The sequence below is a fragment of the Sphingomonas sp. genome, assembly GCF_031361285.1.
Lineage (GTDB): Bacteria > Pseudomonadota > Alphaproteobacteria > Sphingomonadales > Sphingomonadaceae > Sphingomicrobium.
In genome coordinates this window covers 1-11,758 of sequence record NZ_JANMCO010000170.1, presented here as the reverse complement: position 1 = coordinate 11,758, position 11,758 = coordinate 1, and the positions used below count along the sequence as shown (strand labels likewise).

Sequence of the window (11,758 nt, the reverse complement as noted above, 5' to 3'; positions counted from 1 at the left end):
TCGCCGGCCATCCCGGCGATCGGGATTGGCCGGTCGAACAATCCCGCCGCCGTAGCCCCGAACATATGGCCGTTGTCGTGAACGTCGGGAAGCAGCCCATCTGGGATGCCAAACAGCCGGCACAGCTCCGCGTCCCAGCGCTGGGCATGGATATCGTACAGCATTGTCCGGCTGGCATTGGTGATGTCGGTAGCATGCACGCCACCGCCGGTCAGCCGCCACAACAGGAAGCTGTCGATGGTACCGAACGCGAGCTCGCCCCGTTCGGCGCGTGACCGAGCGCCGGGCACATGATCGAGCAGCCACGCAATCTTGGTCGCGGAGAAATACGGGTCGAGCAACAGGCCCGTTTTGGCCCGGACAAAAGGCTCGACGCCGTCGTTCTTGAAATGCGTGCAAAGCTCGGCGGTCCGCCGGTCCTGCCAGACGATGGCATTGTGGATCGGCGCGCCGGTCGACCGGTCCCAGACGACCGCCGTTTCGCGCTGGTTGGCGATGCCGATGCCGGCGATGCGATCGATCCCGACGCCGCTTTTGGCAATCACCTCGCGCGCGACGGCCAGCGTGTCCCGCCATATGTCTTCCGGATTGTGCTCGACCCAGCCGGGCTGCGGATAATGCTGAGCCAATTCGCGCTGGCTTCGGGCAACCGCACGCGCGGCGACATCGAACAGGATAGCGCGCGTCGACGTGTTGCCCTGATCGATGGCTAGGATATGGTCGGGCCGCATCGTCTGAAGGTCCGCAGAAGCGTCAGGGCGCCAGCAGCGGCCACAGGACAATGAAGATGCCGATCATGCTGATCGTGTACACCAGCGTCCGAACCACCGGGATGCCGGCTGCATAGAGCGGCAAATAGACGAGCCGGGCGCCGAGCCAGATCCAGCCGCCGATCGCCGTCCATTCGCTGGTTCGCCCGGCGACGCCGACGCCGATAAGGGCAACGATGGCGATTGGGAAAGTCTCGGCGAAATTGGCCTGGGCGCGGGTCAGGCGGCCAACCAGCGGGTTGGGCGCCGGCAGCGACTCGTCGCGGGCGCTGGTATTCCAGGCGCGGCCATATTGCGCGGTCTTGGCGCGGATGGCGGCGAAGATGTGGACGAACAAAAGTACCGCGCCGAGCGCGACGATCCGCAGTTCAACAGACATGTGATCCTCCCCCTTTTGTAATGTTCACGGCACCAGCACCGTGTCCCGTGCCTCTTTCATCAAGTCGGGATAATCGAGCGTGTAATGCAGCCCGCGACTTTCATGCCGCGACAGCGCCGAGCGCACGATCAGGTCCGCAACCTCAAGCAAATTGCGCAGCTCGATGAGGTCGGGAGTGACGCGGAAGTTGCGATAATATTCGCCGACTTCGGCCCGCAGCATGTCGATCCGGCGCTTGGCCCGTTCGAGCCGTTTAGTGGTCCGGACGATACCGACGAAATTCCACATGAAGCGGCGGATCTCGCCCCAGATTTGCTGGATGACGACTTCCTCGTCGCTGTCAGTGACGCGGCTTTCGTCCCAGCCGCGAATTGCCGGCGGCGGCGCCAGATCGTCCCAGTTTTTGACGATATGGCGTGCCGCCGCTTCGCCGAACACCAGGCATTCGAGCAGGCTGTTGGACGCCAGGCGATTGGCGCCGTGCAGTCCCGACTGGGTGACTTCGCCGGCCGCGTACAGCCCCGGCGCGTCGGTGCGCCCGTCGAGGTCCACCATCACGCCGCCGCAGGTGTAATGCTGGGCCGGGACCACCGGGATCGGCTCCTTGGTGATGTCGATGCCAAGGCCAAGCAGGCGTTCGTAGATGTTGGGGAAATGCGCCTTCACGAAGTCGGGCTCGTGGTGCGAGATGTCGAGGTGGACATAGTCGAGGCCGAGCCGCTTGATCTCATGGTCGATGGCGCGGGCGACGATGTCCCGCGGCGCGAGCTCGGCGCGCTTGTCGAACTTTTGCATGAACCGCTCGCCGCCGCCCTTGACCCCGGGCGGCAGCTTCAATTGCCCGCCCTCGCCACGCACCGCCTCGGTGATCAGGAAGTTCTTGACCTGCAAATTGTACAGGCAGGTCGGGTGGAACTGCATGAATTCCATGTTGGAAACGCGGCATCCGGCGCGCCACGCCATGGCGATGCCGTCGCCGGTCGCGCCGCGCGGCGCGGTCGAATAGAGATAGGCCCGACCGGCGCCACCGCTGGCGAGGATGGTTGCGCGGGCGGTCATCGTCTCGACCCGCTTGGTCTTGCGATTGTAGGCATAGAGCCCGTGGATTGCGCCGCTGGTGGTGAAGGTCTTTGCGTGTCGCCCGGTGATCAGGTCGATCGCCACTATGTCGGGCACCAGGCGAATGTTGGGATGCCTGGCGGCGGCGGTTTCAAGTGCTTCCTGCACGGCATGGCCGGTGGCGTCGGCGACATGGACGATGCGGCGATGGCTGTGCCCGCCCTCGCGGGTCAGGTGCAGCGCGCCGTCTTCTTCGGCGAACGGCACGCCGAGCGCGATCAATCGCGCGATCGCACCCGGCGCTTCGCCGACGACATGCTCGACGACGTGCTCGTCGTTGAGCCCGGCGCCAGCGATCATCGTGTCGCGGACATGGGCTTCGAAGCTGTCGCCCTTCTCAAGCACGGCGGCGATTCCGCCCTGCGCCCAGTCGGTCGCGCCTTCGCTCAGGCTTCCCTTGGCGATGACTGCTACCTGGTGGGTTTCAGCCAGGTTCAGCGCTGCCGTCAGTCCCGCCGCGCCCGAGCCGACGATGAGGACGTCGTCGGCTTTGCTCATGCCGCTTGGTCTTCGCTGGCGCCTTCACTGACCAGACTCAGGAACACGTCCTCCAGGTCGGGGTCGCGGGTCGAAACGTCGACGATCGCCAGCCCTTCCTGGGCCAGGGCCGCCAACACTTCACCGGCGTTGACGCGATCCTTGCGATACGTGATTTCCAGCGTGCGCTCGTCGATCAGCGTTATGTTCTCGAAGAACGGCGCGGTCGGAACCGTCGTGATCTCATGGTCGAAGGTCACCACCACCGCTTTGTCCTGGGCTTTGGCGATCAGCTCGCGGGTCGGTTCATTGGCGATCACCTTGCCGCGATGGATGATGGCGATGCGATCGCACAGCTGCTCGGCTTCCTCGAGATAATGGGTGGTCAGCACCACCGTCACGCCCTTGCGGTTCAATTCGCGAACGTAGTTCCACAATTCGCGGCGCAGCTCGATATCGACGCCGGCGGTTGGCTCGTCGAGTACGAGGATTGGCGGCGAGTGGACCATCGCTTTGGCGACCAGCAGCCGCCGCTTCATCCCGCCGGACAGCGTGCGGGCGTAAGCGTCGGCCTTGTCGGTCAGGTGCATCGCCGCCAACAATGCGTCGCTCTGCCGCTCGGCGGGCGGGACACCGTAGAGGCCAGCCTGGATCTCGAGCGCTTCGCGCGGGCTGAAGAACGGGTCGAACAGGATTTCCTGCGGGACAATGCCGATCGATCGCTTGGCGTTGCGTGGGTGCTCGTCGATGTCGAAGCCCCAGATCGACACCTTGCCACTCGACTTGGTGACCAGCCCGGCAAGGATGTTGATCAGCGTCGACTTGCCGGCGCCGTTGGGGCCGAGCAGTCCAAAAATCTGTCCGCGCGGCACGTCAAAACTGACGTCATCGAGGGCAAGCTTCGGGTTACTCCCCTGGCCGGCATAGGTCTTGGACAGGGATTCAATGCGGATTGCAGGTTCAACGGCGCTCATCGCGGCACGCATAGGCACGGGTACGTGCAGCGACAAGTAAACGCGGCATTAACCCTAATCGCTACACCCATCTTGAACTTGTCTCTTTACCGAAACCCCAAATGGGCGGTTTACCAAATTTTCGCGGCCCGATTCTGGGTCTTGCGGCGCTTGCTGCATCGGTGCCGTCGCTCGCCGCGCCGGTTGCTCCAGCCAGGAATGCAACCGGAACCGCCACAATCACAAACCCGGCGAGCCTCCGCAAGCTCAACGATCTCAATTTCGCTTATCTGACGGTGACCACGGCCGGCACTGCGGTCGTCAATCCCAACACGGACACCATGACCACCACCGGCGGCGTAATCTATGCTGGTGGCGTTCCATATTCGGCGCTGTTCGAGGCCGTGTCGCCGGTCAAAAACGTCGTCCTCATCCGCATTCCCAAGACCGTCACCACGGTGACCCGGGTCGGCGGAACCGAGACGATGACCGTCGACACCTGGACGTTGGCCGGAACCGCCAGCCGCAACGTCGTTGCCAAGCAACCGTTTTCGTTCAAGGTCGGCGGTACGCTCCACGTCAACACCAACCAGGTTGAAGGGCTCTACGTCGGGACCTTCGCAGTCGACATCCAATACCCCTGACCGATTTCGCCATTGGCGATCAGGGTAAATGTCACCAGAACCACATTTCTTGAATGGATGGTGAGGTCGGCTCGGCAATCAGTGCGCCGTGGATATCCGAACTCTGATCATCGCCGCCGGACTGCTGGCCGCCGCCGCCCCAGTCGCCGCGGCTCCAACCGCGCCGAACCAGAATGCGACCGGCAAGGCGCTGATCCTGGTTCCGCTAACCTTGACCAAGATTGACGACCTTAGTTTCGGTTCGATCGTGCCGTCCAGTGTGTCGGGCGTGGTCGCGATCGACGCCACTACCGGCGCGCGGACGGTCGCCGGAGGTGTCACCGGCATCGCCAGCGATCCCGGCAATCGCGCCTATTTCGCCGGTGGTGGCTCGCCTAGCCAGACGGTCATCATCACTATGACGCAGCCCGCCCAGCTGACCAGCATCGCCGGGGACACGATCCCATTGCTGGCGCTGACACTGCAAGGCTCGCCGATCAAAATCATCGACCCGGTAACGCGGACCTTCTTCTTCGGCATCGGCGGGATCATCATCGTCAACGCCGACCAGCCCGAAGGCATTTACGGCGCGACCTTCACCGTCACCGCGAACTATCAGTAAGCGACCAAGGTCTGATTGAAGCGAGGGGGCCGCGTTGCTACGTGGGGCCCATGCCCATACCACCCCCCGAAATCATCCGCGTCAAAACCCTTGTCATCGCCTGCGACGGTTCGGGTGACATCCCGGCGGCGCTCGGCCACCCCCGCGTCTTCCTGAGGATCGAGCCGGAGACCGGCTTTGTCGAATGCGGCTATTGCGACCGTCGGTTCGTGCTCGAAGGCGGCGTCGCCGACACGGCCAAGCCATGACCGGCGGCGATCCGCGTCATTTTCTCTACCGCGACGGGATGCTCGATCCCGATCAGGCCAAGCGCCTGGCAGCCCGGCACCTGGGTGGCGCCGACGATGGCGAGCTTTACCTTCAATATAGCGCCAGCGAGGCGTTCGGCTTCGACGATGGCCGGCTGAAGACCGCCGACTATCACACGACCTCGGGCTTTGGTCTGCGCAACGTGACCGGCGAAACCACCGCTTTTGCCCACGCCAATGAAATTAGCACCGCGGCGATCGAGCGCGCGGCCGCGACCATGCAACTGCTCGACCCCGCGACAGCCGCCGCCGCTCCTTCGCCGCGGCGGACCAACCAGTCGATGTATGGTTCCGACGATCCGCTGTCCGACATTCCCTTCGCCGCCAAAGTCGCGCTGTGCCAGCAAATCGACGCCGCCGCGCGTTCCCGCGACCCCCGCGTAGCGCAGGTCAGCGTGTCAATCGCCGGCAGCTGGAGCGTGATCGAGATCATCCGCGCCGACGGCTTCGTCGCCCACGACGTCCGCCCGCTGGTGCGCCTTAATGTACAAATCGTCGCCCAGGACGGCGACCGCCGCGAGACCGGCTATCATGGTCTCGGCGGCCGCTATCTGTACGGCCAGCTATTCGAACCCGCCGAGTGGAACCGGGCAATCGACATCGCGCTCGCTCAGGCTCTGGTGAACTTGGAATCTGTCGCCGCCCCTGCGGGCGAGATGCAGGTCGTGCTCGGCCCCGGCTGGCCCGGCGTGTTGCTCCACGAAGCCATCGGCCACGGACTCGAAGGTGATTTCAACCGCAAGGGCACCTCGGCTTTCTCCGGGCGGTTGGGCGAACGGGTCGCCGCGCCGGGCGTGACCGTCATCGACGAAGGGGCGATTCCGGGCCGCCGGGGATCGCTAACCATCGACGACGAGGGCACGCCGACCGGTCGTACAGTGTTGATCGAGGATGGCATTTTGAAAGGCTATCTCCAGGATCGGTTGAACGCCCGGCTGATGGGCATGGCGCCGACCGGCAACGGGCGACGGGAGAGTTTTGCCCACGCGCCGATGCCGCGGATGACCAACACTTTCATGCTCGGCGGCAACGATGATCCCGCCGAGCTTATTGAACGCGTCCCCAATGGCATTTACGCCAAGAGCTTTGGCGGCGGGCAAGTCGACATTACCAACGGCAAGTTCGTCTTCTCCTGCACCGAGGCTTACAAAATCGAGAACGGCCGCATCGGCGCCCCGATCAAGGGCGCGACGCTGATCGGCGACGGCCCGACCGTGCTCACCCGGGTCAAGGGCATCGGCAATGATTTCGCGCTGGACGAAGGCGTCGGCATCTGCGGCAAGGGCGGCCAGACGGTGCCCGCAGGCGTTGGCCAGCCGACGTTGCTGATCGACGGACTGACGGTGGGCGGCACCGCCACCTGAGTGGTCCGGAATCCGGACTCGCTGCATAGTCCTCCAGTCGCTACTCTGAACCCTGTGAAAGGGACTGGCCAATTTTGTTCGGTGGCCCGGGCGATAGAGCTGCTCGGCGGGCGATGGACATTGCTGATCGTTCGCGAGTTGTTGTGCGGCAGCCGTCGCTTCAACGACATTCGCCGCGGCATTCCCCGCATTTCGCGCACGATCCTGTCGGAACGGCTGCAGGCGCTTGCCGCCGCAGGGGTTATCGTCCGCGACGAGGGGTCGAGCGGGCCGGAGTATGCGCTGACAGAGGCCGGCCTGGAGCTGGCGAGCTTGGTCGAAGCGCTTGGGGGATGGGGTCAGCGCTGGTTGCCTAGGCAGGCCCATGCGGAGGACCTCGATCTCGAACCGGTGCTGCTCGACATGGCCCGGCGGGTGGATTTCGATGCCCTGCCTCACCAACCTCTGGTGCTTCGTCTGGAGTTTGACGGGCGACGTCCGAGCTATCTCTTGTTGCGTGCGAGTGAGGCTTCGCTTTGTAACCATAATCCGGGCTATCCGGAGCCGCTGTGCCTGAAGGGTTCCCGATCCGCACTCGTTGCCTGGTGGCGCGGTGATTGCAGCTTTATCGAGGCGCAGCGCCTTGGCTTGCGCGTCGAAGGGCCGAGGAACCTGATCCACGCATTCCCCAACTGGTTCCTGCGCTACATGTTTGCCGATATTCGACCGGCGGCCGGTCAAGATTCCGTACCCCTGAACCTAGCCGAGCCGGCGTAATGCTCCGCCATCAACTGGAGGAGACAAATCATGGCTGCACATCTACTCATTCTTTATCCGCAACCGGCCGACGCTGCGGCGTTCGCCAAAGCGTATCGCGACGAGCATCTGCCCTATGCCGGGCCGCGGCTGGCCGGCGCGACCGCTGTTGCCAGCCGCAAAATTGTCGGTCCGGGCGAAACGCCGGCCTTCCACTTTTTAAGCGACGTCAGCTTTCCCGACTTAGAGACGATGCAAGCCTGCGCTCGATCGGCCGGTGGACAGGAGGCCCTTGCCCACGCCGCCTCGATCAGCTCGGGCGGAGCGCCGACTGTGCTCGGCATGGTGGATGCGGATTGAAGCTCTTCAGGCCGAATGGCGCCCGATGCGCGGGGCCAGCATCTTTCCATAGGTCGCAAGATAGCGCAGGCCGGAATCGACAAGCAAGGTCGCAACTGTTGCTTTCGGCCCGAGCTGCTGGCCAAGCCGGATGGCGGCAACGACGTTTCCGCCGGAGGTCGTGCCGGCAAACAACCCCTCCTCCTCGCACAGCCGCAGTGCCATGGTTTCGGACTCGGCCGTCGAGATCGGCATGATCTCGTCCACCATGCTTGGGTTCCACAGCGGCGGTACATATCCGATGCCGATCCCTTCCATCTTATGGGCTCCGGGAGGTCCGCCCGAGAGTACAGCCGATTCGGCGGGCTCCACCGCGACAATCCGTACCCCAGGCCTGTTGCGTCGCAGCACCATTGCGACGCCCTGAAGCGAGGCGCTGGTCCCGATCGAATGGACGAAAGCATCGACCTCGCCGCCAGTCTGATCCCAGATCTCCTGGCCCATGGGATAGTATCCTGGGATCATGTCGGCGTTGTTGAGCTGGTCCGGCCAGAATGTGTCCGACTGGCAGCTGGCCTCCTGCGCCGCGGCAATCATGTCTTGAATGACCTTCTTGGTGATCAACCCATCAGCACTCTTGATAATGGTCAGTTCCGCTCCAAACGCGGCCATTTGCACCAACTTCTCCTCGCTGAACGCGTCTGATGAGAAAATCCTGATCGGGTAACCCTTGGCGGCACAAACCATGGCCAGTGATGCTCCGGTGCTTCCGCCCGAATACTCGACGACCGTCCAGCCTTGCTGCAGCCGCCCATCACGTTCCGCAGTTCCTATCAACGCTTCGGCCATCCGGTCTTTCATACTGCCGGTCGGATTGCGGCCTTCGAGCTTGACCACTATCCGGGCGCAGCTTTTGGGTACCACGCGTCGAAGCCGGACGAGCGGCGTGTTGCCGATGGTATCGAGAACGCTGTGAGGAAGACTCATGGTTGAGCGGGTCATTAGAAGCCGTTTTCTACAAGCGATTAGAGGTCGACGGTCAAATAGCCGAGCAATTGGCGCGAGCCTTTCGGGCCGAAGATACCGGGCCCGAAGGTGGTCACATCCTGATTGTCGAACAGGTTCGCGACCTGAACCCGCAAGGTCGCCGTCTGCCGCGCGATCCTGAAGCCATAATGCATCCCGAGGTTCACGTTCAGCCGCGACGGCAGATAGACGAGGTCATCGGTCGTCGCGGGCTGCCTGCCGCGATGGGATACGCCGAGATCCAGCTGCAGCCCCCGCAGCAATGACGTCTGCCAATTCGCGTTGAGATTGATGATGTGGGTCGGAACTCCATATGGCTTCGAGCCGATGTTGCCCAAGGCGTCCGCGTCGGCTTCGACCCGCGGTTTCAACAACACTCCGCCAAAGACGATGTTGAGCTTTGGCGTGACCTTCCCGGAAATGGAAAACTCGGCTCCGCGGCTTCGAACCGAGCCAATCTTTTTGAATACATTTGCGGTGTCGAAACCGAAATATGGTCGAGTTAGATCGAACACGCCGACGACGGCATTGATGTCCTTGGTGACGGCAATACGGACACCAGCGTCTTTTTGCTGCGTCAGGATCGTTTCCAGGGGCTCGTTGCGGTTGGCGGCGGTGAACGGCGCAATCCCGCTTTCCTCAAGTCCCCGAGCGTAACCGGCGTAGACGTTGACAGATTTCGAGAGGATGACCGCTGCCGTGCCGTTGTAGAGCCAAGGATTGGACCGTGCCCTCACTTGGCCGACCACCGGGATGTCGGTTAGTTTCCGATAGTTCGCTTTCGAAAGACACAGGCTGATTTCTCCGACGCCTTTCCAGCGGCCGTCGTAAGCGATGCCATAGGTCATTTGCTCGACGCGCTGGTGAGTTTGCTCACCGAATTCAAAGTCCGGTTCGGCAGCAGACACATTTTCGCCCACGCTGCCAATCCCAAAACTGATCGAATCCGAGCCGCCGAATTCCCGTCGGGCATCACGCCGTCGAGCGCTCAGGTGAATGAGGTGCAGCCGCGGGCCTTCGGCAATGCTGTGCGTAACGCGCAGCTCACCGCTCAGCGAGTGACTATGACTTGGTGGATCGGCGATGAGGATCCGCTCGGCCGACCCATCCAGTTGCTCGTTGGCTAGCAAATGCGTGTAGGCGTGCCGGTTAAAGACGCTCGATCGGAAGGCGCCGAGACGGGCGACCCAATTCTTGCCGAATGAGACGCTCGTCAGCAGGCCGGCGTTTGTGCCGGTGAAACGGTTGTCGGCCCACCGCGGGCCTTCGTCATGGTGCGCGCGATCGACCGTGGGCATGAAGCTTCCGGCAGGAATGTAGAGTGTCCCGCTTTCATCATCATAGTCATTGTACATCGACCAGAACGGCGTGACCTCGATATTGTCGGTCGGGCGCCAACGCCCGATTACGCTTTCCGTATGGCTGAAATTGTCGGTGCCGTTGACGAATACGGTCGTCCCGGCGTTCAGTCCGACGAACAGGCCGAGGCGCCCTGTGAGCGGCAGCGAGCCGTCGACCTCAAGGCCCTTGCCGCCATAATCGTCCGCGTTAGCAATAATCGATGCTCCAAGCCTGGATTCTGGCCGGCGGAGCGACTGATCCACGATCCCGCTGGGCGCAACGAACGGATAGCCCTGCGCGGACAGGCCGACCTTGATGCTGGTCGATTCGACCAAGCTGCTCTGCAGACCGAAGAGCGGGTCGTAATAAAGACCGTCGATGCGCGCATTGCCCGCCGCGGCGGGCGAAAAGCCACGGGCGTTGCCCGGACCATAGATGCCGATGGTTTCTCGGCCGACGCTGAAGCCAAACGCGTCCTCGGCCTGCGTGACGGCATTGTCATCGGTCCGGCCCTGCGCTGACGCCTTGCCTCCACTGCATACGGCGGCGGTCGCCAAAGTCAGTCCAACGAGCCTACGCCACAATCGGATCGACGCACGCCTTCCATTCGGAGACTTCCGAAAGTGCCGATCTTCTTGGCGGGCGTTGCTGGCGAAAGACATCGTCGCCATAGTTAGTGGCGCAAATGCCTGGCTGGGGTATGTTTTCCGTACCGGATCGAGCCGCGACGAAGGAGGATATGTGTCGACCCGTTGGCGCTCGGACGTTCTCAAATATTGGTTCGGGCTTGATCCCGAATCTTGGTGGCGGGCCGGGCCGGAACTGGACCAGGAAATCCGTCGCCGTTTCCTCAAACTGTGGTTGGAAAGGCGCGAACTGCCGGTCGCCGCTTTCGTCGACCATCCACTGACCGCGCTCGCCGCCGTGATCCTGTTCGACCAGTTCCCGCGCAACATGTTCCGCGGCCACGCCGACCAGTTCTCGACCGACCCTCTGGCGCTGGCGATCGCCACGACCGCGGTCGACCGCAAGTTCGATGACGAGCTGGAGCCGCAGGAACGTGGCTTCCTCTACATGCCGTTCCAGCATAGCGAAGCCATCGCCGACCAGCGGCGATCGCTGCTGCTGTTCACCGCTCTCGGCGACGCTTATCAGCTTGGCTTCGCGAAGAAGCACCACGATGTGATCGAGCGGTTCGGCCGCTTCCCGCACCGCAACGCGATTCTCGGCCGGGCGCCGCGCGCTGACGAGATTGCCGCCGGTGACGTGGTGCCCTGGTAGTGGGCTCTATTTAGAGCAGATGGGCGACCGGGTTGAGGTCGACTCCGGCCTTGGCAGCACCGGCTTCCAGTTCTTCGCGAGCAACGCCTTCCCTGGCGCGAGCAACCGCCCAGGCCAGCGTCGACCGGGTGCCCGACCGGCAAAAGGCCAGCATTTTGCCGTCGCCGCAGTCGCGCATGGCCTGGTGCATCGCATCGACATCGGCGGGGCCGATACCGCGGACGATCGGGATGAAGCGGAACTCGACCCCCGCCAGTTCCGCTGCTGCCTCGATTTCACGGCTGAGCGGCTGGTCCTCGTCTTCGAAATCGGGGCGATTATTAACAATCATCGTCACGCCCTGACGCTGAAACTCCGCGACGTCAGCGGGCATGATTTGCCCGCTGACCAACGTTTTGTCGTCAAGCACGCGCAGCATCGG

14 protein-coding genes are annotated in these 11,758 nt (G+C 63.1%); 7 read left to right on the top strand and 7 right to left on the bottom strand.

The annotated features are described in order from the left end of the window. The 4 genes from RMO25_RS13330 to RMO25_RS13315 all read right to left on the bottom strand — a co-directional run. The coding region (locus RMO25_RS13330; protein WP_309663088.1) for an FGGY family carbohydrate kinase at positions 1-731 on the bottom strand (731 nt) is incomplete at its 3' end. A 22-nt stretch (positions 732-753) separates the two neighbouring features. Continuing rightward, entirely contained in the window at positions 754-1,149 is a 396-nt protein-coding gene (locus RMO25_RS13325; RefSeq protein WP_309663087.1) for an MAPEG family protein, read from the bottom strand. A gap of 24 nt (positions 1,150-1,173) precedes the next feature. Further along, a complete protein-coding gene (nadB, locus tag RMO25_RS13320; RefSeq protein ID WP_309663086.1) occupies positions 1,174-2,766 on the bottom strand; it encodes an L-aspartate oxidase in 1,593 nt (530 codons plus the stop codon). Then, the gene (locus tag RMO25_RS13315; protein ID WP_309663085.1) at positions 2,763-3,719 is read right to left on the bottom strand and encodes an ABC transporter ATP-binding protein; all 957 of its coding nucleotides are present in this window, start codon (positions 3,717-3,719) and stop codon (positions 2,763-2,765) included. Before RMO25_RS13315 ends, nadB begins: the two co-directional genes overlap by 4 nt. Before the next feature lie 161 nt (positions 3,720-3,880). Between RMO25_RS13315 and RMO25_RS13310 the strand changes: the two genes are divergently transcribed. The 6 genes from RMO25_RS13310 to RMO25_RS13285 all read left to right on the top strand — a co-directional run bounded on the left by RMO25_RS13310 (position 3,881) and on the right by RMO25_RS13285 (position 7,710). Continuing rightward, positions 3,881-4,342 carry a DUF4402 domain-containing protein gene (locus RMO25_RS13310; RefSeq protein ID WP_309663084.1) on the top strand — a complete coding sequence of 154 codons (462 nt, stop codon included), beginning with the start codon at positions 3,881-3,883 and terminating at the stop codon, positions 4,340-4,342. Positions 4,343-4,430: 88 nt separating this feature from the next. Continuing rightward, the gene (locus RMO25_RS13305) at positions 4,431-4,943 is read left to right on the top strand and encodes a DUF4402 domain-containing protein (RefSeq protein ID WP_309663083.1); all 513 of its coding nucleotides are present in this window, start codon (positions 4,431-4,433) and stop codon (positions 4,941-4,943) included. Between the two features lie 50 nt (positions 4,944-4,993). Continuing rightward, positions 4,994-5,191: a zinc-finger domain-containing protein gene (locus tag RMO25_RS13300; RefSeq protein ID WP_309663082.1), complete on the top strand. Its 198-nt coding sequence runs from the start codon at positions 4,994-4,996 to the stop codon at positions 5,189-5,191. Further along, the gene (tldD, locus tag RMO25_RS13295; protein WP_309663081.1) at positions 5,188-6,615 is read left to right on the top strand and encodes a metalloprotease TldD; all 1,428 of its coding nucleotides are present in this window, start codon (positions 5,188-5,190) and stop codon (positions 6,613-6,615) included. Before RMO25_RS13300 ends, tldD begins: the two co-directional genes overlap by 4 nt. Continuing rightward, entirely contained in the window at positions 6,616-7,371 is a 756-nt protein-coding gene (locus RMO25_RS13290; protein ID WP_309663080.1) for a helix-turn-helix domain-containing protein, read from the top strand. Positions 7,372-7,401: 30 nt separating this feature from the next. Next, entirely contained in the window at positions 7,402-7,710 is a 309-nt protein-coding gene (locus tag RMO25_RS13285; protein WP_309663079.1) for an EthD family reductase, read from the top strand. A gap of 6 nt (positions 7,711-7,716) precedes the next feature. Here RMO25_RS13285 and RMO25_RS13280 read toward each other — a convergent pair whose 3' ends face one another. Next, a complete protein-coding gene (locus RMO25_RS13280; protein ID WP_309663078.1) occupies positions 7,717-8,691 on the bottom strand; it encodes a cysteine synthase family protein in 975 nt (324 codons plus the stop codon). 23 nt (positions 8,692-8,714) lie between these two features. Next, positions 8,715-10,613 carry a TonB-dependent receptor gene (locus tag RMO25_RS13275; protein ID WP_309663077.1) on the bottom strand — a complete coding sequence of 633 codons (1,899 nt, stop codon included), beginning with the start codon at positions 10,611-10,613 and terminating at the stop codon, positions 8,715-8,717. 184 nt (positions 10,614-10,797) lie between these two features. Between RMO25_RS13275 and RMO25_RS13270 the strand changes: the two genes are divergently transcribed. After that, the gene (locus RMO25_RS13270) at positions 10,798-11,337 is read left to right on the top strand and encodes a DUF924 family protein (RefSeq protein WP_309663076.1); all 540 of its coding nucleotides are present in this window, start codon (positions 10,798-10,800) and stop codon (positions 11,335-11,337) included. Positions 11,338-11,347: 10 nt separating this feature from the next. On the opposite strand, the gene RMO25_RS13265 is transcribed toward RMO25_RS13270, so the two are convergent. After that, a partial coding sequence (locus tag RMO25_RS13265; protein WP_309663075.1) for a TIGR01244 family sulfur transferase occupies positions 11,348-11,758 on the bottom strand: 411 nt, incomplete at its 5' end.